Below are 25,827 nucleotides of genomic sequence, written 5' to 3' on the forward strand. Positions count from 1 at the left end.
GCAGGTGCTGCGGGACAAACAAGAAACGACGATGCAGAAGACCAAAGCCATCACGCGACGCGTGATCTACTTCACACGCGATCCCGCGCCGGGACTGCTGGCGAGCTTTCGGGAGCGCGAGTGGGACGTCGAGGTCGTCGGCTCGGTGCGTGCAGTCCGGCAATTCGCGCACGACGGCTCGCTGGCGGGCGGTCTCGTCGATCTGTCGAGCGTGTTCGAGCCACGCGAGGCCGCCGCGCTGGAAGCCTGTCTCGCCATGCCCAACATCGGCTGGGTGGCGATGGCGGCCGCCACGCACCTCGACGACGCGAGCACGCGCCGGCTGGTGCGCGACTACTGCTTCGACTACGTGACACTCCCCGCTGCGAATGAGCGGATCGTCGACACCGTGGGCCACGCCTGCGGCATGATTTCACTCGGCGAGCCCGCCTGTGTCGGCACGTCCACCGCCGAAGGCCAGATGATCGGCACGTGCGATGCCATGTACGCGCTGTTCCGGGCGGTTCGCAAAGTTGCGACGACCAATGCGCCCGTTTTCATCTCCGGCGAATCCGGCACCGGCAAGGAACTGACCGCGGCAGCGATTCACGCGCGTTCGCCGCGCCGCGACGCGCCGTTCGTCGCCATCAATTGCGGCGCGATTCCCGCGCAGTTGCTGCAATCCGAATTGTTCGGCTACGAGCGCGGCGCGTTCACCGGCGCGAATCAACGCCGGGTCGGTCGCGTCGAAGCAGCGAATGGCGGCACGCTGTTTCTCGACGAAATCGGCGATCTGCCATTCGAGAGTCAAGCGAGCCTGCTGCGGTTTCTGCAGGACAGCACGATCAATCGGTTAGGTGGCGACGGCTCGATCGATGTCGACGTGCGCATCATCTCCGCGACTCACGTCGATATGGAAGCGGCGATCGAAGACGGCCGCTTTCGCGCGGACCTGTACCACCGCCTGTGCGTGCTGCGGATCGACGAGCCGCCGCTGCGCGCGCGCGGCAAGGACATCGAACTGCTCGCGCTCTACACGCTGGACCGCTACCGCAAGGACGCGAGCCGCCGCCTCTACGGCTTCGCGCCGGACGCGATCACGGCGATGCATCGATACGACTGGCCCGGCAACGTGCGGGAGTTGATCAACCGGGTTCGGCGCGCGATCGTGATGACGGAGGCGCGCACCATCACCGCGGACGACCTCGAACTGTCGAGCTATGTCACGGCCGTGCCCGTGACGCTCGCGCGGGCGCGCGAAACCGCCGAACGCCAGGCAATCGAGCTCGCACTGCTGCGCCATCGCGGCCGCCCCGGCGACGCCGCGCGCGAGCTCAGCATCTCGCGCACCACGCTTTACCGTCTGCTGACTTCACATGGCATGCGCTACGGCGATGAACCGGACGTGGCGGAATAGCGCTTTGTCTGTCGCGAAGTTGCGAACGCGTAGGCATGCAAATGATGTGTCAGCCAATCGCAAGCGTATCGACACACGCGCAATGAGTAAGTTATGCGCGACGCTGAATAACGAATCCGCAATTATTGCGCGATGCCGATGGTTTGCATGAGCGTGCGACAGCGCTACGTCAATCGCTCTGCGTTTTGGCGGAAAGGCGATGCAAGGACATGAAACGATAGACCAACACTGATGCCTGCGCCCCGGTTCATCCGACTCCATCGCCGCAGATCAGCGTGCCCGGCTCGATTGTGACGCCACGACGGCACGATTCGCGATTTTCATACGTCGCGCACCTTGCGGGTGCTTCCGCGCCCCAGGCAAGAACATGTGGATCAACCTCCGGCAGTCACGGCATCGCTCAAAAGGCGATCCGTCGCTCACGCGTGCTGAGGAGCAACGTGAATCTTTTTCCGTGCACTCTCGTTTATGTCGATGTCGATGCGAAGCCGGGTCCCAACTCGACGAATCGCGATCCGCTCTCGTATGTGAGTCAGGCGATCTGCCTGAATAACAGCTTGCGGCGCGTGGGCCTGCCGACCTTGACGATCATGACCAACGCGCCGGAGCTGGTCGCGCGCCGGCTCGAACCTGTGCCGACGGAGCATCGCCCGGTCGTGACGCCGCTCACCGCGACGATCGAGTTGCCGAAGAACACGCCGTTCTACGCCGCGCATTTCAAACTCGACCTGATGGACCAGGTTGCGGAGAGCCTGCCCGCCGACACGATGATGTTGCTGCTCGACGCCGACATGGTGGCGCTGCTGCCGCTCGACCCCGATCTGATCGAACGATGCGCGCAAGCCGGCCTCGGTGTCTTCGATATTTCGGATCAGGTTTTTCCGGCTTACGGCAGCGAGCGCGTGGTCGCGGATCTGGAAATCGTGGCCGACCGGCGCCTGATGAATCCGCGCTGGTACGGCGGCGAATTTCTGATCGCGACACCCGCCGCGTTGCGCCGGCTAATGCCGCGCGCCCGAGCCAGTTACGCACGCTATCTCAGCGAAAGCGAGCGTCTGCGGCATCACGGCGACGAAGCGTTCATCTCGGCCGCGCTCAATGCGCTCAGCGACGAAGGACAAGTGCTGATCGAAGTCGGGGCGTATCAGGCTGTGGGGCGCCATTGGGCCGGCAACAACTATCGGGATTTGCGCTGGTTCCGCTGCTGTTCGTTCGTCCATTTACCCGGCGGCAAGGCGCTGCTCGAAAAAGAAGCGCGCTTCGACGACTTCGCGCCGGACCGCTTCTGGCGCACCATGCGCGCGGCGCATTTGCGTGGCCGCGTGCGTCACGCGGTGAAGCGGATCGTGAGGATGCTGAACGTGGAGCGGCTCGCGGCGCGCATGCGCTGCGCGGCGTGAAGAGGCCGCCGCGCAAGTCACCCACGCATGGCGGCGAGCGCCCGCAACGGCCGTTCCTCTGTCAGTTTTTCACGTCGATACGTCCATAGACGCCGTTCGCTTCGTCATTTGGCCCGGCGGCGAAAAACAGCGTATTGACCGGCTGATTGCTGAGCCCGTTGCCGAACGCGATCCCCCACAGGCCGTGCTGCACGAACGGCGTGTTGTCGGGCAAGTTGATGGCGCCGAGAGACTGGCCGCTCGCCGGATCGAAGGCGTTGATCGTGCCGTCGCCGAAATTGCCGATCAGCACGTCGCCACTGAAGCGGCCAAAATTGGCCGGCGCCTGCGTGATGCCCCACGGCGCATTCAGCACGCCCCCCGAGGCGAAACGCTGCAGCAGGTTGCCCGCCGTGTCGTAGACATCCACGAAGCCGAGGCCGGCGCCGTCGACGTTGTCGTGCGCCTCCGCGTCCTGTTTCGCGTAGGTCACGAAGAGCTTTGCGCCGATCGCCTGAATGCCGAACGGCGCGAAGCCCGCCGGGAGCGACGCATCCTGGAACTTGCCGGGCGTCGATACCTTCGCGAAGCTCTTGTCGAAGACGTCGATTCTGTTGTTGTGAAAGTCGGCGGCGTAGAGGAAGTTGGCTCCGCCGTTGCTGGCCAGCGCGAGGCCCTTGTAGACCGCGGCGGCGCTGCCGCTGTCGAATACGACGAAGGCGTTGGTAGGCCCGACCGCCGGCGCCCACGCGGTGATCGTGCCGCCTTCGCCGGCAAAGATAAATGCGCCCACGCCGGATTTGCCGCCCTGAGTCACGACGAAATCTGTCGTGCCGTTGAACACGATGCCGGTCGGATTCGCCGGCCCGTTGATTCCGTTCGGAATGCTGACGACAAGCGATTGCGGCGTGCCGTTGCCGTCATAGAGCGTTGCCCGCGAAGTGGCGTTGTCGGCCACCCAGACGAAGCCTTTTGGATTGAACGCAACGCCCCATGCGTTTTTCAGATTCGGGTCCGTGTGCGCCGCCGCGACGGCGCCGTCCGATACGAGCGCCGTCGACGTAAACGACTGGTTATTGACCGAATCGGAACCGCCGCACGACGCGACAAGACTCACCAACGCCGCGCCGCCCACGACGACGCCCAATACCTTAAGCACAGATTTCATGGCCGAACCCCTCTGTCATGACCGATGGTCATTGCGCCTATTGAACGCACGGCGTCGCGGCTTTATTCCTTGGGCAGAGAAGTTTTTTTGATCGATGTGGAGCGGCGAGTTGGGCGGTGCCACGTTGTTCCAGGTTGAGCAGGGCCAGTGGAAAAGCGTCAAAACGGTAGGCGGCAGCGGCGCGTGATGGCCTATTTGAAAACGGGCCGTATTGCGCTGCCGCTTTGCTGACCGCTGTGGAGAAAACCGTGACGCCGGTCGATGCTGTTGCCGTTGCCGGCAGTTATGGTTTTGTCGAGGCACAATAGAAACAGGCAACCGTTCGGCGTCATCGCGTCGCGCGGTTGCTTCATTTCTGAAAGCTTTCGACGCGAGGCCGACAGCATGACCGCATCCATCACGCTGGTTCTGTTCGACATGGAAGGTGTTTTGTCCCACTACGACCGCGCCGCGCGTGTCGATCATCTGGCGGCAACCGCCGGTTGCGCAGCGGACGCCGTGCGTCACGCGATCTGGGGTTCGGGGCTCGAAGCGCGCGCGGACGCCGGCGAAATCAGCGATGACGAGTATCTGCGCGAGTTAGGCATGCTGCTGAACTACCCCATCAGCCGCGACGACTGGCTGGCCGACCGTCAGGCGTCGATTACGCCGAACCAGGACGCGCTCGCGCTTGCCGCCCAGGTCGCCGGGCGGCACCGCATCGCGGTGCTGACCAACAACTGCCGCCTGTTGACCGATCACATCGCTTATCTGAATCCGCCGGTCGCGCGGCTTTCGGGCCGCACGTCTACTCGTCGGCGGCTTTTGGCGCCGCGAAGCCGGCGGCGCAAACGTATCTGCGTTGTGTGGAGCAACTCGGCGTGCCCGCGGCCCAAACGCTTTTCGTCGACGACACGGCCGCCAACGTGAACGGCGCGATCGATGCGGGACTGCAAGGGCACATGTTCGTCAGCGCCGGCGCATTGTCGGACGACTTGCAGCGTCGCGGTTTGATCTAGCGGCCGTGGCCGTTTTCAAAGTTTCTAGTCGCAGAAGTCCGGATTCTGCTGCACCAGTTCATGCACCCACTCGCTGAACACCCGCACGGACATGCTCAAACGACGGTGCGGATAAAGAATCGAGAGCGGCAACGGCGCGCAATGGCAGTCGCGCAAAATCTCACGCAACGCGCCGGATTCGATTTCCTTCGCCGCCATGAAACGCGGCGTCTGAATCAGGCCCAGGCCTTCCACCGCTGACGCCACATAGACCAGTCCTTCATTGACCGCGAGTTTGCCCTCGATCGGTCTTTTGATGAGGACGCCGTCCGCTTCGAACTCCATCGGATAGACGCGCCCGGTGCGCGCGGAAAAGTAATTCACCGCGTGGTGCCGGTCGAGATCGTCGGGCGTGGCGGGCTCGCCCATCTGCTCGAGATACGCAGGCGAGGCGCAGATCGTCATGCGCACGCTGCCGAGCGAGCGCGCCACCAGGTTCGAATCGTCGAGCACGCCGATGCGGATCACGCAATCGACGCCTTCCTGCACGAGATCCACGTTGCGGTCAGCCAGTCCCAGCTTCACCGTGATGTCGGGATAGCGCGCGTTGAAATCGCGCATCACGGGAATCAGCACGTGAGCCGCGAAGGTGGCGGACGTGTCGACGCGGACCGTGCCGCGCGGACTTTGGCGTTTGCTCGATAGCGCCGACTCGGCGTCGGAGACCTCGGCGAGAATGCGTGCGCAGTATTCGTAGTAAAGCGCGCCGTCGTCGGTCACCTGCACGCGGCGCGTCGTGCGGTTGAGCAGGCGCACGCCGAGATGACTCTCCAGATTCTGCACGACCGTCGACACGGAAGCGCGCGGCATCTCCAGCGAATCCGCCGCTTTCGAGAAACTGGACGCGTCCACGACGCGCTTGAACACTGCCATGCCTTGAAGAAGATCCATAAGGTGCTGTCCTCTCGACGCTGAGCGAATCCGTGATCGCGACTCGTTGGAATGATAGCGGTGGCGCGTCAGTGACGGACAGTGCAATACGGCCTACGGGTTCACGGAGTCGGCCGCAAAAAACCTTGACTCCCGGAGTGCGCGGCCTATAGTTCACCATATGGCAAAGTCTCCAGTCAGTCAACTCGATCGCACGTTTTCCGCCCTCGTGGACCCCACGCGGCGGGCCATCCTCGCGCGTCTCGAGCGCGAGCCGGGCTTGTCGGTCACGGAAATCGCGCGTCCGTTGCCGCTCAAACTGCCCGCCGTCATGAAGCATCTCGATGTGCTGAGCGAAGCGGGTCTGGTGGCGCGCACAAAGAATGGCCGGACCGTGTCGGTCGAACTGGTCGCCGGTCCGATGGAAGAGGCGATGGCGTGGCTGCGACGCTACGAACGCTTCTGGTCCGCGAGTCTCGACCGGCTCGCCGATTTTGTGGAGAGGAACGACGAATGAGCGAAAAGCCCAGCCTGACCATCATTCGGCGCATCAAGGCGCCGCCTGCGAAAGTCTACGCAGCATGGACGCGGCCGGAACTGATGGCGCGCTGGTGGGGACCGGACGCCGGGCCGGTGCTGAGCGTCGAAGCCGATCCGCGCGTGGGCGGCCGCTTTCGCGTGGTGTTTCAGACGCTGGACGGCGAAACGCACGACTGCCGCGGCGAGTACCAGGAAGTCGAAGCGGAGCGCAAGCTCGTCTTCACATGGGAATGGGTCACGCTGCCCGAGCGCCGGTCGCTGGTGACGATCCGGTTTCGTCCGATAGAAGAGGGCACGGAACTGTATTTCACTCACGCACGGTTCTTCGACGAGGCCGCGCGCGACGGTCATCAAACCGGCTGGACCGGTGCATTCGAGAAGTTGGACGCACTGATTGCCGAGCTGGAAAACGAAGCCAAATGAAGCACATCCCACCGAAGTCAACGCATACTGAGGTCGACCATGAAGCTTTACTATGCTGAAACGCTGTCTCCCAGAAAAACCTGCGCATTGGCCCAATACTTAGGGTTACCAATCGACTATGCCTTTGTCGATCTGCGCAAAGGCGAGCATACCCGTTCGGATTATCTGGCGATCAATCCGAACGGCAAGGTGCCTTGTCTCGTCGACGGCGAAAAAATCATCTGGGAGGCCGACGCGATCCTGTGCCATCTCGCGCAGCGCGCGGAATCCCCGCTCTGGCCGCGGGGCGCGCAGCAGCAGATCGACGTCGTGCGCTGGTTCAGCTGGAATAGCCAGCATCTGCTAAGACATGCCGGCGCGCTGTACTTCGAATACCTGATCAAGCCGTGGGCCGGACTGGGCGAGCCCGACGCTTCGAAGGTCGCCGAGGCGCAAGGGTTTTTCCGCAAGCATGCCACCGTGCTCGATCAGCATCTGAAGGGACGCAAGTGGTTGCTTGGCGATGACCTGTCGGTCGCGGATTTCTCGGTCGGCATCTCGCTGCCGTACGCGAAAAGCGCGGCGATGCCGCTTGAAGAGTTTCCAGAAGTGGTGCGCTGGCACGATCAGCTGAACGCGCTCGACGCATGGCGCGATCCGTTTCCCGCGCGGCACGAGCGCGCCGCGGCGAACGCCTGAGGAGGAGTCATGTGCTGCGCGATAGTTGCACTCACGATGACCTTGCTGGCCAGCTGGCGCAGCGTGTCGGGCCCGCTCGCCGGCCGCGTCGGACGGCTGCGCCGGATTGCGATCGCGGTTATCGCGATCGGTGCGGCGGCGGGGTCCGCCATGGCGGCGGACCAGTTTGCGGTGGCGGGTGGCGGACAACAGTCGTCGTTGATCTCGCGGCTGCATAGTATGCCGATTTGCGGGCACTTTATCCGCTAGTGCGCGTCGCGTCTTGCGTGGCTTCAACGTGCTGCGCCGATTTGCCGTATCGTACGAAGTCACTGTACTGCGCGCGAATCGAGGGCACGTCATGGCACTTTCGTCGAAAAACGCTGTGGGGATTTCGGGCAGGCGCCGTTTTCTGCGCGCTGCAGGACACACTGCGGTCGGCTTGTCGGCGTCGCTCGCATTGCCGCGGATGGCGGCGGCTCAAACGCAAACGCCAACGCCTAAGTCGCAAACCGAATCCGCCACCACGCCGCTCCCACGCATGTCGCAACGCGTGATTCCCGCCACGGGCGAACGCTTGCCGGTGGTCGGCTGCGGCACGTGGCGCACCTTCGATGTCGGCACCGATCCCACCGGCCGCGCACAACTCGCCGACGTGCTGCGCATTCTGTTCGAAGCCGGTGGTTCGGTGATCGATTCTTCACCGATGTACGGCTCGTCGGAAGCCGTGGCCGGTGCTTTGCTCACGCAACTGGATGCGCACAACAAAGCCTTCGTCGCCACCAAGGTCTGGACCGAAGGGCGCGAAGCGGGCATCGCGCAGATGGAAGAATCGCTGCGCCGCTTTCAGCAGCCGCGCATCGATCTGATGCAGGTTCACAACCTGCTCGACTGGCGCACGCAACTGGCCACGCTGCGCGACTGGAAAGCGCGCGGCCGGATTCGCTATATCGGCATCACGCACTACACGTCGAGTGCGTTCGACGAAGTCGCGTCTGTCATGCGCAGCGAGAAGCCGGACTTCGTGCAGATCAACTACGCCGCGGACGACCGCGCCGCCGAAACGCGCATCTTGCCGCTCGCGGCGGAATTGGGCATCGGCGTCGTGATCAATCAGCCTTTCGGCGGCGGCGGGTTGCTGGCACGGGTCGGCAAGACGCCGCTGCCTGCGTGGGCGGCGGAAATCGGCTGCACGAGTTGGGCGCAGATTCTCTTGAAGTTCGTGCTCGCGCAGCCGGCGGTGACGGTCGTGATTCCCGGCACGGGGCGTCCGCAATACATGGCGGACAACGTTCGGGCCGGTTCGGGCCCATTACCCGACAAGGCGATGTGCGCACGAATCGTGGCGACGGTGAATGGCTAACCGATCGTTTGCGTATTATTCGCGCTAATTCCTTAGTGAACTCTCCAGCTAGTTCAAATTGAAACCTCACTCGAGTTAATTCTCTCGCCCTAACGCGCTATAGCACAATCCCGCATAAATAAATAAAGTTTCCCGTAGTCATCCGCGATATCGCCGATCTTTAGAGGATTAACTCAGCTTCGTTACCGAAACCATTCGATTTGCATGCGAATCGCACGAGTTAAAGAAAGTTTGTGAAAGGAAGTTGACACGGGAACGTTTGCCAAACTAGGCTACGCACTGTCGTCAAAAACTGATCCGGTTTAATCCACCTGCCCGGAGACGCAGGTAAGCCGCCGCTTTGCCGGTCAGCCAGACGTCGAATAACAGCCGGGGAAAATCCTCTGGCTGTCGATATGAAAGCATTGTAATAAACGTGTGTCGCAATTCTAAAATCAGCCACAAGTGCTGAGGCGCCAACACGTCCTTATATTCTCGCTAGCAATTCGGTGCTAGTGCGGGAGACCTTTTTCGCTGAAAAAAAGAGAAAACCAGCTTAAGCACTCAACGCACATTCTTTTGCCGATATTGTCAGTCGAGGATTAATCATGCGTATAAATTTCCGATTGCAGATGCAGTGCCTCGCACTAGCCGGAATTGCGATTCTGGCGGGATGCGGCGGCAGCGACGGCTCGTCTTCGTTGACGAGCAAATCCGCGCAGGCGCCCGCCGCCGCGTCAGGCGCCTCCGAAGTAGCGCTGGCCCCGCCCGCCGCGCCGGTCGTGGCAGACACCTCGATCAACAAGACCGTGCCGCCGGTCGAGTTGCCCGACACGGTCACGCCGGTCAACTACAAGCTGTGGTTCCGGCCAAACCCCGCGCTGTCTTCGTTCGACGGCCGCGCCGACGTGCAGATCAAGGTGCAGAAGGCCGTCAACGCGATCACGATCGCCGGGCATCGGGTCAAGTTCACCAACGGCACGATCACGCTTCAGCCGGGCAACATTCAACTGATCGCTACGCCGCAGGACGACGGCGACTTCTATCAACTGCGCCCCGTGAGCGGGCAGATCGCCGCCGGCAACTACTCGTTGCATATGGAGTGGAGCGGCATCATCAACTTCAAGACTTATGACGATCCGGTCGCGAAAACCGGCGGGAGTTGCGGCGACGATCCGTATCCGGGTTGCTCCGCGGCCGAAGGCGTGTTCCGCGTCGATCTGAAATCGACCGACGGCTCGACGAGCGGCGCGATCCTCACGCAAGGCGAATCGAACCTCGCGCGCCAATGGTTCCCCGGCTGGGACGAGCCGGCTTTCCGGCCCACCTACGAGGTGAGCGCGGAGGTCCCGCAGAACTGGAACGTGGTCTCGAACGCGGCCGAGAAACCGGCGGTGATCGTGGATAGCGGCTACAAGCTGGTGTCGTTCGAGAAGACGCCGCCTATGCCGTCGTATCTGCTGTTCTTCGGCGGCGGCCAGTTCGACATTCTCGAAGACGACTTCACGAGCCCGCTGCCTGACGGCAAAGGGCTGCATCTGCGGATTTTCACGCCGCCCGGCATGCGTGACTGGGCCAAACCGGCCATGCAGCAGACCAAGCAGGCACTCGATTACTACTATCGCTACACCGGCATTCCGTTGCCGCTCACCAAGTTCGACACGATTGCTGCCAACGACGCGTTCAAGGAGCAGAAGGACCTGAACTTCGGCGGCATGGAGAACTGGGGCGCCATTCTCGAATTCGCCGACGACATTCTGCCGGCGCCGGGCACGACCATGTCCGACTACGGCGTGACGGTGCTCACGCACGAAGCCGCGCACCAATGGTTCGGCGATCTCGTCACGCTCGACTGGTGGGACGATGTCTGGCTGAACGAGTCGTTCGCGACGTTCTTCGAGAACAAGACCAAAGTGCGCTTCTTCCCGGACCGCTTCAGCTGGGTCGACGACGTGAAGAACAAGTACGCCGTGATCAACGCTGACCTGAAGTCCACCGCGTTCCCGGTGCAGCCGAACTTCAACGGCTGGGCGTCGAACGACTTCGTGCTGAGCGCGAGCGCCTTCACGTACGACAAAGGCGGTCACGTTCTGAAGATGCTGGAAAACTACCTCGGCGAAGAAGTGATGCGCAAGGGCCTGCAGTCGTATCTCGCCGACTACGCCCTCGGCAACGTTACGCCCAAGCGTCTGTGGGACGAACTGGCGAAGGCGAGCGGCCAGCCGATGGTGGCGATCGGCGACAGCTTCGTGCGGCAAACAGGTGTGCCGCTGATTTCGCTCGACACGCAGTGCGATCTGACGACTAACCAGACCGTAGTCACGCTGAAACAGTCGCCGTTCCCGAATCAGAATCAGTATCCGGGCACGCAGTGGACCATCCCGTTGACACTCGCATACGGCGACGGCCTCACCTCGCGCAAGACGCTGGCGATGAAGGACACGCAAACGCAGGTGCGTTTGAACGGCTGTTCCGCGGTGCTCGCCGATCCGAGCGGACTCGACTACTATGTGACCAACTACAGCAACAACGCGTGGAGCCAGTTGCTCGCGCAGGGTAATGCGCTGAAGGATCCGGTCCTGCTGACGAGTCTGCAACTCGAGGCGAAGCTGCTGGTGAACAACGGTCTCGCGGACCCGTCGCGCGTCACCAGTATCGGTTCGCTGAGCCCGGCGGCCACACCGCTTGCACGCCAGTTGCTGATGACGGCGCCGACCACGCAATCGCAGCGTCCGACAATCCGCTATCAGGGCAAGTTCAAACTGAAGCCGCAGGCGCAGCAGGGCCAATAAGCGGTGCTACGAGGTAATTCAGCGGCCTCCGCTGCCGCGACAGGTCACGCCGTACTGCTGGGCCGCGATGACACCGCGTCGTACCAACGCCTGAGCGATTGCAGATCAACCGGCACTTGCAAGTCGATGGCTTTCGCGGCGAAGTCGATCGTCACCAGCGCGGTAATGTCGGCGACCGAGAAATGCTCGCCTGCCACGAACGCAGAGTGTTTCAGGTGCTCGTCGAGGTCCGCCATAAAATTGGCGACCCGTTGCCGGCTGCGTTCGGCGAGCGCCGCAATCTGCTCGTAGTCGTGCGGGCCGGCAATCGCACGGCCCTTCAAACCGGGCGCGGTGTTGCGGATCGCTTCCATCACCGAGGCAAAGCCTTCCTGTTCCGCGCGGCGCTCCCACATCGTGATCAGCGCTTTGTCTTTCGGCGTGGTGCCGAAAAGGGGTGTGTCCGGAGAGACGTCCTCGATGTAGCGCTGGATGGCGGGCACCTCGCCAATCGACGTGCCGTCTTCGAGCACCAGCGTCGGCACGACGCGCCGGGGATTGATCGCGCGATAGGCGTCGCCGTGCTGTTCGCGCTGGCCGAGGTCGATCGCCACGAGCGTCGCCGTCACGCCTTTTTCAGCGAGAAAGATGCGCACGCGCCGCGAGTTCGGCGACGCGGTGGAATGGTAAAGCGTCAGTGTTTCGGTAGTCATGTTCAGAGTCCTTTGAATGATGTTTCGAGGCGCGCGCGTTGCCGCGCCTCCGCGATCGGGCGACGATCAGCCGGCCGTCTTGCCGCCATCGACGGTCCAGATCTGCCCTGTCACGAACGACGCCGCCTCCGACGCCAGGAACACGATGGCGCGCGCCACTTCGTCGGGCTTGCCAACGCGGCCGAGCGGCACTCCGGCGGCGAGCGCGGCCTTGTTCTCCGGCGTGCCGGTGAAGCGGTCGAGCATGCCGGTATCGGTCGGCCCCGGCGCGACGGCGTTGACCCGCACGCCGGTAGACGCCACTTCGAGCGCCGCCGACTTGGTCATGCCTTCCACCGCATGCTTGCTGCCGGCGTACACAGAAGCGAAGGCCGCGCCTTCGTGGCCGTACGTCGATGAAACGTTCACCACGCTGCCGCTTTTTTGCGCCGACATCACGCGCAGTTCGTGCTTCATGCTGAGCAGCGTGCCAAGCACGTTGGTGTCGAACGTCGCGCTGTAGCTCTCGACGGTTTGATTCGTGATCGCGCCGGGCTGCCCTTCGGTGCCGGCGTTGTTCACGGCGGCGTCGATGCGGCCGAAGCGTGCGACCGTCTGGTCGACGAGGTTCGCGACTTCCTCGTCGCGACGCACGTCGGCCTGGATGAAGTGGGCGTCCGCGCCGAGTTCGCGCAGTTCTTTTTCGAGCGCCTTGCCTTCGGCTTCGCGACGGCCGGAGACGACGAGACGGGCGCCGCTGTCAGCGAAGGCGAGGGCGGTGGCGCGACCGATGCCGGTGAGTGCGCCGGTGATCAGAATGACGGGCTGGCTCATTTCAAAACTCCTGAAGGGTATGTATTTGCGGTATGGGGGCGAAGCAGGCCGCGGCTGGTTGAGCGGGTGTGATCTGCTTTGATTCATTGCCTTGACTGCAATTTAGTGACTTCCCGGCGGGAGTAAAAAGACTTTATAAGCTGGCTGGCATGCTTGACAGGCATGGGCCGCCTGCAAAGCGCAAGGGCTCGACGCGGGCCTGGCCTTCGCCCGCCGCGACGTAAGACCCTCCATCAGCCCGTCAACGCCGCAATGCGATTCATCTGCCCATTGATCGAAGCTGGAATAAAACGGGAGCCGGTTCAGTCATGCCTGACGAACGACTCGCGAGGGCCGCCGGATGATCCACGGCTCGACTGCGACTCTCAATCGTGAGGTCAACATGTCATCACATGATTCATTCAACGCGTCGCGGCGCGGCGCACTCAAGTGTCTTGCGTTCGGTGGTCTCGGCACGGTGTTCGTTCTGACGGGTGGGGTTCTCACACCCGTGGAGCTGGCCCTCGCGGCCGACCCGAACTCGTCCGCTGCAAAAGGCGGTGTGCCGCTTTTCCTGCAGATCAGCGACTCGCATATCGGCTTTAACAAGGAAGCCAATCCCGATGTGGCGGGCACGCTGAAACAGACCATCGAGTACGTCAACGCGATGCCGGTCAAGCCCGCGTTGACCATTCATACCGGCGATATCACGCATCTTTCCAAGGCATCGGAGTTCGATCTGGCCGCCCAGTTGATGTCCGGTCTGAAGATCACGGAGTTGCACACCGTGCCCGGCGAGCATGACGTGACGGACGGCCCCGGAACCGAATACTTCAGCCGCTTCGGCAAGGCCTCGGACAACAAGGGCTATTACAGCTTCGACCATCAGGGCGTGCATTTCATCGGTCTCGTCAACGTGATGCATTTCAAGCCGAACGGCCTGGGCGGCCTCGGCGACGAACAGCTCGAGTGGCTCGAAAACGATCTGAAAGGGCGCTCGTCCAGCACGCCGATCGTCGTGTTCGCGCACATGCCGATGTGGACGATCTACGAGCCGTGGGGTTGGGGCACCGGCGATGCGGGCCAGGCGATGAGCTATCTGAAACGCTTCGGCTCGGTGACCGTTCTGAACGGCCACATTCATCAGATCGTGTCGAAGGTGGAGGGCAACATCACGTTCCACACGGCGCGTTCGACCGCTTATCCGCAGCCGACCGCCGGCAACGGCACGGGTCCTGGACCGTTGACCGTGGCCAGCGACCAGCTTCCGAAAATGCTCGGGGTGACCAGCATTAAGATCGCACAGCACCCGCTCAAGGCCACCCTCAACGACACCACGCTGGTTTAAACGGTCAGTTTTCTTTATTGCAGGAGATCAGTGATGCAAACTAAAAACATTCGCCGCGTTGTGCTCGCACTGGCCGCAAGTTCAGCATTGTTCGCGACATCGGCCGGGTTGTCTGTTGCGCGTGCGGAGACGCCGAACACAGTCACCATCAAGAATTTCATGTTCATGCCGATGGAGATGACGGTCAAAGCGGGTTCGACCGTGACCTGGAAGAATCTCGACGGCGAGCCGCACACGGTAGTGAACGACTCGGGCATGTTCCGCTCCGCAGCGCTCGACCAGAACGACACGTATCAGTTCAAGTTCGACAAGCCGGGCGTGTACAAGGTGTTCTGCGGCATTCATCCGAATATGAAGGAGACCATCACGGTGCAGTGAGCGTGAGCGTCGCGGGAGACCCCTCTACAGACTGCGGCCAGGGCGCTCGCGCATTGCATGCAGATCGGTTGCATGCCTTGCCTGAAGCGCCTTGAGCGCACGCAGCAGCGATTCGATGTCGAGCGATTTGCGGTAGTCCACGTCGACGTGTACCAGCGCGGCGCTGCCGTCGCGATCGAGCAGAAACGTGGCCGGAATCGGAACCAGCCAGCGGCTTGCCTCGCTGGCCGCCGGCCGCGTGTAACCCAGCCGTTCATACGTAGCGCGCAGACGCAGCGGCAGTTCGAATGCAACGCCATAAGCGCGTGCGACCTGCAGGTCCACGTCGAGCAGTTCAGGTAGATGGCCGGGAGCGCGATGCACCGCGGCCTGGCACGGCGGCGCAATGGCGACGGCGCTCGCGCCGAGTGCGAGCACATCCTCGTAGCCCGCCGCGAAATTGGCCAGACTCGACTCGGCGAAGGTGCACCAGCCGCCTCTGAAAAAATGCAGCACGACCGGTCCGGCGCTCAGCAGTTCGTCGAGACCCACGCGTCGGCCGGTGCGATCGGACAACGTGAAAAGCGGCGCGCGCGAGCCTGCCCGCAAGGCGTTCGACGCCGCCGCGGCCGCAGCGCTGAGTGCCAGCTCGGCGTCGCGATCCGACAGCCGCGACTGCCGAATTGCGGCGCTCTCATCGGTTTGTACGTCTGCCATGTTTCCCTCCTTGTCCCTGCGACCCATTTATTCATTCCACTGTCCGTGCGAAAGGTGCAAAATCGGCTGCACTTATTCCACGGGAGTCGTGCGATGGACCGCCTGGCGGCAATCGAAATTTTCATACGCGTGGTCGACACCGGCTCGTTTTCAGCCGCCGCGCGCCATTTCGATGTCGGTCAGCCGGCGGTGTCGAAAGCGATCGCGCAACTCGAGGAATGGCTCGGCGTCAAGCTCCTGCTTCGCACCACGCGCACCCTCACGCCGACCGAAGCCGGCACCAGCTTCTACCAGCGCGCGAAACGCGCGGTGGAGGAAACCGACGAAGCCGTGATTGCCGCGCGTGGCTCGGCGGCCGGCCTCTCGGGCAAACTGCGGGTCTCGGCGGCGGTGTGTTTCGCGCGGCTGCATATCGTGCCGCGTCTGCCGGCGTTTCTCGATGAGCATCCGAACCTCGAACTCGAACTGGTGCTCGACGATCGCAATATCGACCTCGTCGAGGAAGGCATCGACGTCGCCTTGCGCATGGGTGTGCTCGCCGATTCCAACATGACCGCGCGCCGCATTGCCGAGGCACGCCGCCGCGTGATCGCCACGCCGGCGTACTTCAGCCGTCACGGCATTCCCACGGCACCGGCCGATCTGCTCGCGCACAAGTGCCTGATCTACACGCGCGACGGCGGCGGCGAAGACTGGAAGTTCCGCAAGGAAACCGCGGAAGTCTCGGTGCGCATGCAAGGGCGCCTCAGGATCACCGCGACCGAAGGCCTGCGCGCGGCCGTCTTCGCCGACATGGGTGTCGCCGTGGCCTCCGAATGGGCCTTTACGCCGGAGCTGAAGTCGGGCGCGGTGGTGGCGGTCATGGACGACTGGATGCTGCCCACCATCAGTCTGTCGGCCGTCTATCCGACCGGACGCCTCGCGAGCACCAAGGCGAGACAGTTCACCGCGTTCGTGGAAAACTGCCTCGCCGACGAAACCGCTCCCGCTTCACGCGCGGCGAACCCGGCGCTCGAATCCGCGAGGCCGGTCTAGAGCGTCACGACGATCTTGCCGAACTGGCCGTTCTCTTCCAGATAGCGGTGCGCCTCCACCATGTCGTCGAACTTGAAGGTGCGGTCGATCACCGGCTTGAGCGCGCCGCTCGCGAAGCCTTTGAGCACGTAGTCCACCGCGGCCTTCTGCCGTACCGGATCGCCGCTCGTCACCCAGATGTTGTGAGCCTTCACGGTCAGCACCTTGGCGATCATGTCGAGCAACGGCAAGGTCGTGGGCTGCTCGCTCAGCGCGCCGTAGATGTAGGCGATGCCCTGAAACGACAGCGCCGCGAGCAGTTTCGCGAAGCTCGGCCCGCCGACCGGATCGAACGCCACGCGCGCCCCTGTGCCGTTCGTAATGCGCATGACTTCCGCCACAAGATCCGTTTCGCCGGTCGCGATCACGTGCGCGGCGCCGGCTTGCAGCAGCCGCTCGCGTTTCGCCGAAGTGCGCGTAAGCGCAATCGACGTCGCGCCGGCGTAGTTGGCGATCTGAATGGCCGCGAGGCCGACGCTGCTCGACGCGGCGGGCACGATGACGAAGTCGCCTTGGCCTACCTTCGCGTCTTCGACCAGCGCGCCGTAGGCCGTCACGAACATCATCCAGACCGATGCCGCCTCGGCGGACGAGAGCGACTCGGGATGCTTCACGACAGCGCTGTCTGGCACGACGATGACTTCGCCGTACGTAAAGTACTGGTTCATCGAGAACGAGGGCATCACGTTGACCTTGTCGCCGGGCGCGATGCCGGTGACGTCGGCGCCGACCGCATCGACGACACCCGCGGCTTCATAGCCGAGTCCGGCGGGGAACTTGACGGGCTCGATATAGGCGTCGCTGCGCCACATCGACTCGGCGCGATTCAGGCCGATGGCCTCGACCTTGATGCGAACTTCGTGCGGACCGGGCGTGGCCACCGGCGTCTCGATGAATTCGAGCACTTCAGGGCCACCGGCTTTTGCGAACATGATGGTGCGTGACATTAACAGTCTCCGGGTTGGGCGCCCCCGCCACAAACGAGCAAGCGAGGCCAGCAAGGCGAGGGCGCGTGCGCTCAGGCAGTTTCAGCGGTTTGTTCAGCGGCTTCTACAGTAGGCGAATAAACCGGAAAATCCGAGTAGTGCTTTTCGTCGCCGCCCCAGAATGCCGCGCGGACATACGGCGTGAGCGGCAGTTTGTGCTGCAGCCGGTACGGCAGGTCCGGATTCGACGAAAAGTGGCGGCCAAAGGCGACCAGGTCCGCGTCGCCGGACGCGACGATGGCTTCCGCGCTGTCGCCGTCGAATCCGCCGGCGGCGATGATCGGGCCGGAGAAGTGCGGTCGCAGATACTTCACGGCGACCGGCGCGTGGCCTTCGTGCAGCGTGTCGTCGCCCTTCACGCGCGGTTCGATCACATGCAGGTAGGCAATGCCGTAGCCGTCGAGCACGCGGGCGACGTGGCTGAAGGTAGCTTCCGGATCGCTATCGGAGATGCCGCCCCATTCGCCGGACGGCGAGATGCGCACGCCGACTCGGTCCGCGCCCCAGACGGAAATCAGCGCCTCGACGGTTTCGCGCAGGAAACGCACGCGGTTTTCGATCGGGCCGCCGTAGGCGTCGGTGCGGTGGTTCGTGCCGTCCTGAATGAACTGGTCGACGAGGTAGCCGTTCGCGCCATGCAATTCCACGCCGTCGAAGCCCGCATCGAGCGCCCGCTGCGCGGCCACCCGAAACTCTTCGACGATGCCCGGAATTTCCTCGATGCCGAGCGCCCGATGCGGCGAGGTCGGCACGAAGCCGTTTTTCGTCAGCGCCACGCCATCGAACGGGACGACCGAGGGCGCGAGCGGCGCGACACCGCCGGTCATCTCGACGTGGCTTTGGCGGCCGCCGTGAATCAACTGCATGAAGACGCGGCCGCCTTTGGCGTGGACCGCATTGGCGATCGCTTTCCAGCCTTCCACCTGGCCGTCGTGATAGAAGCTCGCGGCGCCCAGATACGAGCGGGCGGGAATCGAAATGCTGACGCCTTCGACGATCTCGAGGCCGCCTTGCGAGGCGCGCTGGCCGTAGAAGTCGGCCATCATCGGGCTGGGAATGTCGCCGGGCTGAATGGTGCGCAGGCGGGTCATCGGTGCGAGCACGACGCGATGCGCGAGGGTGTAAGCGCCGACCTTCTTCGTGGTGAACAGGTGAGCCATGATCTTTCCTTTACCGGGTAGTGAGTTCGGAGACGTTCAGCGAGTTGCCGATTCGTTGATGAAGAATTTATCCATTCCGATATGCCCCGGGAAGGCGCGCGACGGCATATGAATCATTCCAGAGCGGGATCAATGGCCACGCGCGTTGCGTGCGACCGCTCGATCGCAAGTGCGCCGCGATGGACGCGCGTCTGATGCATTAAAAATGCTGGGGCATTGCGGGCGAAGTGCCGACTACATGGCGATCAACCAGCAATGGATGTAGCCGCGTGCCGCCGAAATCGAGCTGTCGGGCGCCAGCTCAAGCGCCAAAAAAGCGGCCACTAAAAAGGCGATCCCCGCGGCGCAAGGGCAGGCCAGGCGCGCACAAAATCGATTCGACGCAACCACCCCGGCACCCGTCCCAGTGAACCAGGACGGTCAAACGCGCACACTTCGCCCATGTGCGGGAACGGCACTTGCGTTTTAAGCTAGCTGCGACGAGTCGCGCGCGAATTGCCGCGCTCACGCATGGTGGTCGCACGAACATAGCCGCCCGCTCGATGCCCGCCGTGCGCCGCCTTTACAGCCCGCCCACGCGTCTTGCGAAACACTCCCGACCTTGTGCATCACTACCCGCGCATGGAAGGTTTTACCCGTTTTCCCGGCGTAGACATGCCACGCAAGCTGGCGTTTAAAGCGCAGCATGTCCGGGTTGCTATCGCACGGGCGGCGGAGTACATGTTTTGGAGCGACTTTGCATCGACCTCGAAAATCGTGTGAATAAAGTCGGCCATCAGTTCAGACATAAGGATTCCGGAGAGTATTGCGATGTACAACGATATCGATTCGCCAAATGCGGCGCTCGATGGCCAGAGTACCGGCGGCCAGATGAACGGCCTGCCGATTCCCGCCATGCCGCCAAGGTTTGGACGCCTCGCCATGTGCGTGGCCGCGGCCAGCGCGCTCGCCATCGGCGTGATGGGTACGGTGGCGTACGGCGTCTGGTTCAATCAGGATCAACAGACCTACGCCAACGCCATGGCCGGCGCGCGGCAAGCGCTTGGCAACGGCGCGTCGGCGAGCGGGGCCGTCGTGGCGAACACCGCCGCGGTGCCGACGTTGCCGGTAGCCGCGGCGCGGCCAAACGCGCCGCAAGCGTCGCTGACGTCATCGACATCCAACGCCGATGCAACCACGGCGGCGGCGCCGGCCGCCTCGGATCCGGAAGCGGGCGGGCAACTCGCGTCCTGGTATGGTGAGGTCAAGCCAACGACGGTGCAGGCTAACGCTGTTGCGGTTTCGGCACCGGTCACGCCGGCGCCTGCCGCCACGTCCGCCCGCCGTCCGGCAAGCGCGGCCAATCCGCCAACGCAGCAACTGGTCGCGTCGCGCGCGGGTAAAGATGGCCGCGCCGCGCCGCAGGAACGCCGCGGCGCCGCCGAGACCGCGCGGCACAAAGACACCTTGTTCGCCCGCATGGGGCTCTTCTTTCGTCGTGTGAATTACCGGCAGCATGGCAACTCAAATCGGCAAGACATCTACTCCCACCCCTGAGCGGCACCGACTCGGGCGCGCCGTTGCAAACGGCGCTTTCATGAATCGCTTCAAGCGGGCTCCGGCCATGCTGGCCGGCGCATCCTTGCTTTGTCTGCTGGTCGGCCTGCTCTATCTCGCCTTGCAGATCCGGACGATTTTCTCCGATCAGTTGAAGCAGGAATATGCCGCGCTCGTGCTCGAAGCGGCCGAGCGCGCGGACAGTGCTCGCGCGATTGTCGGTGTATGGCAGCAACGCTCCGCCGACAATCCGACGCAATCGCAGGGTTACCGGCGTGCGCGCATTGAACTCGCCGATCGTCTCAACGCGCTCGCGGCATTGGTGAATGCGAGTCCGTCCGAGGCGCCGCGGGTGCCGGCATCGGCGTTGACGCCCGATGCCAGTCTGGCCGGCACCGATGCGCTGCTTGCCACGATCCCGCCGTACTGGCGCGCGCAGCGCGATGCCGATGGCGCCGACGTGCGCCTGCGCATTGGCCATGTCGCGAATGTATTGATCGCGCTGGCCGCGCTGCTGTTCTGCATGTTGCTCACCGCGCTCGGCATGTACGCGAAACGCAATCGTCAGCTGATGGGTGAGTCGCACGAGTTCGAGCACGCTGCGTTGCACGATCCCATGACGGGCTTGCCGAACCGCCGCAAGCTATTCGCCACGCTCGACGAAACCGCGGCGAGTCTGCAAGCCGGTTCGACGGCTCGCAAATTCGCGGTGCTGTATGTGGATCTGGACGGCTTCAAGCAGGTCAACGACACGCTCGGCCATCGCGTCGGCGATGAATTCCTGATTGCGGTGTCGCGGTCTTTTCGCGAGTCGGTGCGCAAAGTGGACGTTGTCGCGCGCATTGGCGGCGACGAATTCGCGGTGCTGGTTCGCGAGTATTCGACGCCGGATGAATTGGCCGAAATTGCCCAACGGTTGATTGCGTGCGTGGTCGAGACCGACGCGGAGATGGGCATCGGCGTGGTGCGCGCGAGCATCGGCATTGCCAGCTATCCCGATCTCGTCAGCGATTATCAGCGCCTCGTCGCCGCAGCCGACGACGCGATGTATCGCGTCAAGCGCGGCGGCAAGAACGGCTACGCGTTCGCGGCTCAGGTTGATTGAGCGGCGAGCTCAGGACGTTTGAGTCTCGGATGTTGTTTGCGCCGCTTGCGCTGCTGTTTCCGTTTCCGTTTCCGTTTCTGTTTCTGTTTCCGATTTCAGTATCGCTTCCCGGCCTGGCCGTTCTTTGATGACCGCGAGGCGCATGTCGTCGCTCATGGTCTTCCACGCGCGTATTTCGTCGCGCGTACGCAGACAGCCGAGGCAGAAGCCGGTTTTACCATCGAGTTTGCAAATGTCGATACAGGGTGACTGGATTGTCATGATCCGACCAGCGGTTCCGTGGGGTTGACCTCGACGGCGATGGGCGAGAGTCGGTTAGAAAATGCTGCAGCATTGTAGGGGAGAAGCGCGCTTCGCGGGCCGAAGCGCGCGCACCGTCGCGCACGCGCAGTCCTGTTTCGTGTTACAAAATCGAGGCTTGCGCGGGCGCGCCGATTCGTGCGATGGCACAGCCGCAGTCGTCCGGGTTCATCCACAGCGGAAAGATCCATGTTCAGATATTCGTTGATGCGCGCCATCAGGCGCTTGAGCCAGCCTGAGTGGATCGTCGGCGTTATGGCCGCGGCGCTGGCCGCGTGTGCGCCGGTGCCGCCGGCCAGCAGTCAGGCCGCCGCTCCGCCTGCCGTTATTCGGCCCGCTGTTCAGCCCGGTCTTCAGCGCGCTGTCCAGTCAGATAGCGAGGCCTCCGCACGCCCGGCCGACGGCCCGCTGGCAGTGCCGCCGAACCTCGTCGCGCTGGCGCAGCCGGCCGGTCAGAAACGCCTGACGAGCGCCACCTCCAACCAGTCGTACTGGCCGCTCTCGCAATATTTCGAAACGCAGCGCAACCAGGCCTATTGCTCTGTCGCGACCTCGGTCATGGCGCTCAACGCATTGGGCATCCGCCGGCCGCAGTCGACCCTGTACCCCGACTTTCCGTTCTTCTCGCAGGAAGATTTCTTCCACGGCATCGATCCGCAGGTGGCTAACGCCGCCAAGGTCTCGCAGGAGGGCATGACGCTCGATCAGCTCAGCACGGCCTTGAAGGCCTTTCCGGTCGAGGTCTGGAAATATCACGCGGCGGATCTGTCGCTCGGCCAGTTCCGCGACCTTGTGCGCGCGACCACGGGCCACAGCGACCGCTTCGTGCTGTTGAATTTCAGGCGGGTGGAAATCGGCGAGACGGGCGGCGGACACTGGTCGCCGCTCGCCGCCTACGATTCGGCGAGCGACAGCGCGTTGCTGCTCGACGTGGCGCGCTACAAATATCCGGCGGTGTGGGTGCCGATCGCGCAGTTGTATGCAGGCGCATTGGCGGTGGATAGCGTAAGCGGAATTTCACGCGGGATCGTGATCATCGGCAAGCGGCCGGGTTGATGACTGCTTGTCGAGGCGGCCGCCACATTCAATCGTGCGACACGTAAGACGGTTCACGCGAGTGCGGCCACGGCAAACAGGCGCCCGGGCGCTCCCGATCAAGCGCGCGTCACGCTTCTTCGTTACGCCATTCCGTCAGCCCTTCGCGCGCATTCAATTCGATGAACGAAGGCAGCGCACGTAGCTGTCGGATATAGCGGGCAAGATTCGGCCAGCCGAGCGCCGGCCGCGGCATATTGCGGGTCCAGCGCATCAACATGATGGCCATGAAGTCGGCGGTGCTGAGCTTGGCGCCGATCAGATAGTCGTGGCTTTCGCCGAGATGTGCATCGAGCTTGTCCCACGCCGCGTCGAGACGACGGCAGGCAAGAGCGCGAACCGCTTCGGCGCCGGCAGGGTCGCCGTCGGAGTCCGCATAGAACCAGTCGCGCATGGCGGGCAGAATCGTGTTGGCGAGATAGACCATCATTTCGAGCCACGCGGCGCGATCGGCGGAACCCGGCTCGGGGGCGAGCGCGGCCTCGGGATGCCGCTCGGCCAGCAGGATCAGCAACGCGGCCGACTCGTGGCGCGGCGTGCCGTCGACCATCAGCGTGGGCACGCGTCCCGCGGGATTGAGCCGCAGATACGCCGGGTCGTGCTGCCGGCCTGCGTCGATGTCGATCAACTGGGATTCGAACGAGATGCCGAGTTCGATCAGCATCCAGTGCACGGCCATGCTTGCCGCGCCGGGCGAATAGTAAAGCACGTAAGGGGTGGAATCGCGGGGCATAGTGGCTTGAGTCCGGTTTCGATCCGGCGGACAGTCTACCGCCGTTCCTGACGCGTGCCTATGCGCAAACGACGAGGGAACGCGCCGTCATCGACTCGGCAGCGCTGGCGTGGCACCGACCAGAATGCATCGGCTGCTGGCTGCGTGCCTCGTCATCACCACGCCGCATTCTGCAAAACGATCCGATACCCGTCCGGATCTTCGAACGTTTTGCCTTGACGGTCCCAGTAGGGATTCTCCGATTCGCACGCCGATATGCCGAGCGCTTCCAGCCGTTCGACGGTCGCGCTCCATGCATCGCGTTCCGGGAGATAGAGCACGAGCAGGTGCTCGGTGGTCGGCGCGCGTTCGACGGTCACGCCGCGTTGATGGGTGAACTCGATGTGCCATGGACAGTCCCGCCGCCCAACGATGATGCCATCGAAGCCTTCATGATTCTCGAAGCTCGCGAGGACCTCGAAGCCCAATCCCCGCGTATAGAAATCAGCGACCTTATGCAGATCGTTGGTAGGGCGGGCGACTCGGAGAACGGGCGGCTGCATCGGCAACTCCACGAAACACGGATGTGCCGCAAAGCATAACGTGCCGCGCGCGCCGCAGCGCGCCCGAATGCGTCAAAACGGTTCAGGCGCTTCGCGCCATCTCCCCAATGCCCGCGTTGAACTCTTCCCGGTGTGTACCCGCAGCGACCGTACGCGACCGAACCGGAGTCTTGCGAACTCGCGTATCGCGCAGTGCCGGACGTGCATCGACCAGATCCGCGTACAACGCGAGATAGTTCGCGGTGGACGCGTCCCAGCCGAAGTCGCGGCTCATTGCATTGCGCTGAAGCACATGCCACGACGACGGTTGCACGAACGCGGCCAGCGCGCGGCCGAGCGCATCCATCACGTCGTCCGGGCTTTCGCCGTCGAACAGGAAACCCGTTGCCTTCTGGTCGGCACGAGGATCGTGCGGTACATAGTCGACGATCGTATCGGCCAGACCGCCGACGCGCGAGGCCACCGGAATCGTGCCGTAGCGCATCGCGTAAAGCTGCGTGAGGCCGCACGGTTCGAAGCGGCTGCCATGCAGCAGAATGTCCGCGCCCGCGTGCAGCATGTGCGCGCGCCGCTCGTCATAGCCGATCTGCACGCCGACGCGTCCCGGCCACGCGGCCGCGACGTCCTGCAAGGCCTGTTCGAGCCCGTGCTCGCCCTGGCCGAGAATCGCGAACTGCAGCCGCGGATGCCGTTCGAGCAGCGCCGGCAGCGTATGCACGACGACATCGGCGAGCTTCTGTTCCGTCAGGCGGCTGCCGATGGCGACCAGCGGCGCGAACGGATCGCGCGTCAGACCGAAGGCCTGTTGCAGTTCACGCTTGCAGGCCTGCTTGCCGGCGGTGTCGTCGACGGAGTAGGGGCGCGCGATGAGTTTGTCCGTGGCCGGATTCCACACGCTCGTGTCGATACCGTTGACGATGCCAGACAGCTTGCCGGCCTGTGCCTGCAACACGCCTTCCATGCCGTGTCCGAAGTGCGGCGTCAGGATCTCGCGTGCATAGCGCCGGCTGACCGTGGTGACGCGATCCGAATGGACGATGCCCGCTTTCATCATGCTCAGCGAGCCGTAGAACTCGATGCTGCGTTCGTCGGAGAGCGCCGGCGCCAGCAGTTCCGGCGGCATGCCGATCCAGCCGCCCATGGCGAGCGGATGATTGCCCTGGAACGCCAGGTTGTGAATCGTGAAGACGCTTTTCGCGGCGACGCCCGCGAGTCGCAGGTACAGCGGCGTGAGTCCTGCATGCCAATCGTGCGCGTGCACGATGTCGGGGCGCTTCACGTTGCGCACGCCGCGCGCGACTCGCGCGGCCGCTGCCGCAAGCGAGGCGAAGCGCGTGAGGTTGTCCAGGTAGTCGCGCCCTTGCGGATCGCGATACAGGCCTTCGCGCGCGAACAGGTGATCCATCTGCAGAAGCAGCACCGGCACGCCGGTATCGGGCATCTGGCCGCGCAGCAGCCGCGCGTCGCCGCCGGGCAGGCCCGTCATGCGCGCGACCGGCTCGACGTCGACCGCGCGTTCGAGCGCGGCCGGATAAGCGGGCATCAGGATCGAGACATCGACGCCGGCATCGCGCAGCGCGGCGGCATAGGCGCTGACCATGTCGCCGAGACCGCCGGATTTGGCGAGCGGCAGGGCTTCGGAAGCGACGAGAAGAACGTTAAGCGGCAAAGTGGCCCCCAAGGACGGGTTTTTTGCACTTGCACAGTGCGGTGGGATTCGCGGACGCGTCAGTTCAGCAAGCGGTGTGCCTGACTTCAGCGATTTTGCAGGGGGCGCGAGGAGGGT

The 25,827-nt window shown here is 63.5% G+C and carries 25 protein-coding genes and 1 pseudogene; 15 read left to right on the plus strand and 11 right to left on the minus strand.

The window, feature by feature from the left end; all coding sequences use genetic code 11:
• Positions 1–31 precede the first annotated feature (31 nt).
• Both PQR54_RS07610 and PQR54_RS07615 read left to right on the plus strand, forming a co-directional pair.
• On the plus strand, positions 32–1,396 hold the full coding sequence (locus PQR54_RS07610) for a sigma-54 dependent transcriptional regulator (protein WP_408244773.1): 1,365 nt from the start codon (positions 32–34) through the stop codon (positions 1,394–1,396).
• A gap of 440 nt (positions 1,397–1,836) precedes the next feature.
• Positions 1,837–2,796, plus strand: coding sequence for a hypothetical protein (locus PQR54_RS07615; protein ID WP_408244774.1), 960 nt, complete (start codon positions 1,837–1,839; stop codon positions 2,794–2,796).
• A 61-nt stretch (positions 2,797–2,857) separates the two neighbouring features.
• On the opposite strand, the gene PQR54_RS07620 is transcribed toward PQR54_RS07615, so the two are convergent.
• Positions 2,858–3,943, minus strand: a complete 1,086-nt coding sequence (locus PQR54_RS07620) for a TIGR03118 family protein (protein WP_408244775.1) — start codon at positions 3,941–3,943, stop codon at positions 2,858–2,860.
• 384 nt (positions 3,944–4,327) lie between these two features.
• Between PQR54_RS07620 and PQR54_RS07625 the strand changes: the two are divergent.
• Positions 4,328–4,941, plus strand: a pseudogene (locus PQR54_RS07625) (HAD-IA family hydrolase).
• Positions 4,942–4,965: 24 nt separating this feature from the next.
• Here the strand turns inward: PQR54_RS07625 and PQR54_RS07630 are convergent.
• A complete protein-coding gene (locus PQR54_RS07630; RefSeq protein ID WP_408244776.1) occupies positions 4,966–5,871 on the minus strand; it encodes a LysR family transcriptional regulator in 906 nt (301 codons plus the stop codon).
• Positions 5,872–6,031: 160 nt separating this feature from the next.
• Between PQR54_RS07630 and PQR54_RS07635 the strand changes: the two genes are divergently transcribed.
• The 6 genes from PQR54_RS07635 (at position 6,032) to PQR54_RS07660 (ending at position 11,604) form a co-directional block, all read left to right on the plus strand.
• Positions 6,032–6,367, plus strand: a complete 336-nt coding sequence (locus tag PQR54_RS07635; protein ID WP_408244777.1) for an ArsR/SmtB family transcription factor — start codon at positions 6,032–6,034, stop codon at positions 6,365–6,367.
• On the plus strand, positions 6,364–6,813 hold the full coding sequence (locus PQR54_RS07640) for an SRPBCC family protein (protein WP_408244778.1): 450 nt from the start codon (positions 6,364–6,366) through the stop codon (positions 6,811–6,813). Before PQR54_RS07635 ends, PQR54_RS07640 begins: the two co-directional genes overlap by 4 nt.
• A 39-nt stretch (positions 6,814–6,852) precedes the next feature.
• Positions 6,853–7,491, plus strand: a complete 639-nt coding sequence (locus tag PQR54_RS07645; RefSeq protein WP_408244779.1) for a glutathione S-transferase family protein — start codon at positions 6,853–6,855, stop codon at positions 7,489–7,491.
• A gap of 36 nt (positions 7,492–7,527) precedes the next feature.
• The gene (locus PQR54_RS07650) at positions 7,528–7,740 is read left to right on the plus strand and encodes a hypothetical protein (protein ID WP_408244780.1); all 213 of its coding nucleotides are present in this window, start codon (positions 7,528–7,530) and stop codon (positions 7,738–7,740) included.
• 91 nt (positions 7,741–7,831) lie between these two features.
• Positions 7,832–8,833 (plus strand): aldo/keto reductase, encoded by a 1,002-nt coding sequence (locus PQR54_RS07655; protein ID WP_408244781.1) that lies wholly within the window; start codon positions 7,832–7,834, stop codon positions 8,831–8,833.
• Between the two features lie 587 nt (positions 8,834–9,420).
• Positions 9,421–11,604, plus strand: coding sequence for a M1 family metallopeptidase (locus PQR54_RS07660; RefSeq protein WP_408244782.1), 2,184 nt, complete (start codon positions 9,421–9,423; stop codon positions 11,602–11,604).
• Positions 11,605–11,648: 44 nt separating this feature from the next.
• On the opposite strand, the gene PQR54_RS07665 is transcribed toward PQR54_RS07660, so the two are convergent.
• A complete protein-coding gene (locus tag PQR54_RS07665; protein WP_408244783.1) occupies positions 11,649–12,296 on the minus strand; it encodes a glutathione S-transferase family protein in 648 nt (215 codons plus the stop codon).
• A gap of 66 nt (positions 12,297–12,362) precedes the next feature.
• Positions 12,363–13,109, minus strand: coding sequence for an SDR family NAD(P)-dependent oxidoreductase (locus PQR54_RS07670; protein ID WP_408244784.1), 747 nt, complete (start codon positions 13,107–13,109; stop codon positions 12,363–12,365).
• A 382-nt stretch (positions 13,110–13,491) separates the two neighbouring features.
• Here PQR54_RS07670 and PQR54_RS07675 point away from each other — a divergent pair, with 382 nt between their 5' ends.
• Entirely contained in the window at positions 13,492–14,436 is a 945-nt protein-coding gene (locus PQR54_RS07675; protein WP_408244785.1) for a metallophosphoesterase family protein, read from the plus strand.
• 33 nt (positions 14,437–14,469) lie between these two features.
• Positions 14,470–14,814, plus strand: coding sequence for a cupredoxin domain-containing protein (locus PQR54_RS07680; protein WP_408244786.1), 345 nt, complete (start codon positions 14,470–14,472; stop codon positions 14,812–14,814).
• Positions 14,815–14,838: 24 nt separating this feature from the next.
• Here PQR54_RS07680 and PQR54_RS07685 read toward each other — a convergent pair whose 3' ends face one another.
• Positions 14,839–15,510: a redoxin domain-containing protein gene (locus PQR54_RS07685; protein WP_408244787.1), complete on the minus strand. Its 672-nt coding sequence runs from the start codon at positions 15,508–15,510 to the stop codon at positions 14,839–14,841.
• Between the two features lie 93 nt (positions 15,511–15,603).
• Here PQR54_RS07685 and PQR54_RS07690 point away from each other — a divergent pair, with 93 nt between their 5' ends.
• On the plus strand, positions 15,604–16,545 hold the full coding sequence (locus PQR54_RS07690) for a LysR family transcriptional regulator (protein ID WP_408244788.1): 942 nt from the start codon (positions 15,604–15,606) through the stop codon (positions 16,543–16,545).
• Here PQR54_RS07690 and PQR54_RS07695 read toward each other — a convergent pair.
• Both PQR54_RS07695 and PQR54_RS07700 read right to left on the minus strand, forming a co-directional pair.
• Complete coding sequence (locus tag PQR54_RS07695; RefSeq protein ID WP_408244789.1) at positions 16,542–17,531, minus strand: zinc-dependent alcohol dehydrogenase family protein; 990 nt, start codon at positions 17,529–17,531, stop codon at positions 16,542–16,544. The two genes, PQR54_RS07690 and PQR54_RS07695, sit on opposite strands and share 4 nt — an antisense overlap.
• Before the next feature lie 71 nt (positions 17,532–17,602).
• The gene (locus PQR54_RS07700) at positions 17,603–18,730 is read right to left on the minus strand and encodes an alkene reductase (RefSeq protein WP_408244790.1); all 1,128 of its coding nucleotides are present in this window, start codon (positions 18,728–18,730) and stop codon (positions 17,603–17,605) included.
• 810 nt (positions 18,731–19,540) lie between these two features.
• Here PQR54_RS07700 and PQR54_RS07705 point away from each other — a divergent pair.
• Positions 19,541–20,266 (plus strand): hypothetical protein, encoded by a 726-nt coding sequence (locus PQR54_RS07705; protein WP_408244791.1) that lies wholly within the window; start codon positions 19,541–19,543, stop codon positions 20,264–20,266.
• 40 nt (positions 20,267–20,306) lie between these two features.
• The gene (locus PQR54_RS07710) at positions 20,307–21,371 is read left to right on the plus strand and encodes a GGDEF domain-containing protein (protein WP_408244792.1); all 1,065 of its coding nucleotides are present in this window, start codon (positions 20,307–20,309) and stop codon (positions 21,369–21,371) included.
• Positions 21,372–21,380: 9 nt separating this feature from the next.
• Here the strand turns inward: PQR54_RS07710 and PQR54_RS07715 are convergent, their stop codons facing one another.
• Positions 21,381–21,632, minus strand: coding sequence for a DUF1289 domain-containing protein (locus PQR54_RS07715; RefSeq protein WP_408244793.1), 252 nt, complete (start codon positions 21,630–21,632; stop codon positions 21,381–21,383).
• A gap of 228 nt (positions 21,633–21,860) precedes the next feature.
• Between PQR54_RS07715 and PQR54_RS07720 the strand changes: the two genes are divergently transcribed.
• Positions 21,861–22,727, plus strand: coding sequence for a phytochelatin synthase family protein (locus tag PQR54_RS07720; RefSeq protein ID WP_408244794.1), 867 nt, complete (start codon positions 21,861–21,863; stop codon positions 22,725–22,727).
• Positions 22,728–22,836: 109 nt separating this feature from the next.
• Here the strand turns inward: PQR54_RS07720 and PQR54_RS07725 are convergent, their stop codons facing one another.
• The 3 genes from PQR54_RS07725 to glgA form a co-directional block, all read right to left on the minus strand.
• The gene (locus PQR54_RS07725) at positions 22,837–23,499 is read right to left on the minus strand and encodes a glutathione S-transferase family protein (RefSeq protein WP_408244795.1); all 663 of its coding nucleotides are present in this window, start codon (positions 23,497–23,499) and stop codon (positions 22,837–22,839) included.
• A gap of 155 nt (positions 23,500–23,654) precedes the next feature.
• Positions 23,655–24,041, minus strand: coding sequence for a VOC family protein (locus PQR54_RS07730; protein WP_408244796.1), 387 nt, complete (start codon positions 24,039–24,041; stop codon positions 23,655–23,657).
• An 82-nt stretch (positions 24,042–24,123) separates the two neighbouring features.
• The gene (gene glgA, locus PQR54_RS07735; protein ID WP_408244797.1) at positions 24,124–25,710 is read right to left on the minus strand and encodes a glycogen synthase GlgA; all 1,587 of its coding nucleotides are present in this window, start codon (positions 25,708–25,710) and stop codon (positions 24,124–24,126) included.
• Between the last annotated feature and the right edge of the window lie 117 nt (positions 25,711–25,827).

This window comes from Paraburkholderia phytofirmans, from assembly GCF_046028095.1.
GTDB lineage: Bacteria > Pseudomonadota > Gammaproteobacteria > Burkholderiales > Burkholderiaceae > Paraburkholderia > Paraburkholderia phytofirmans_A.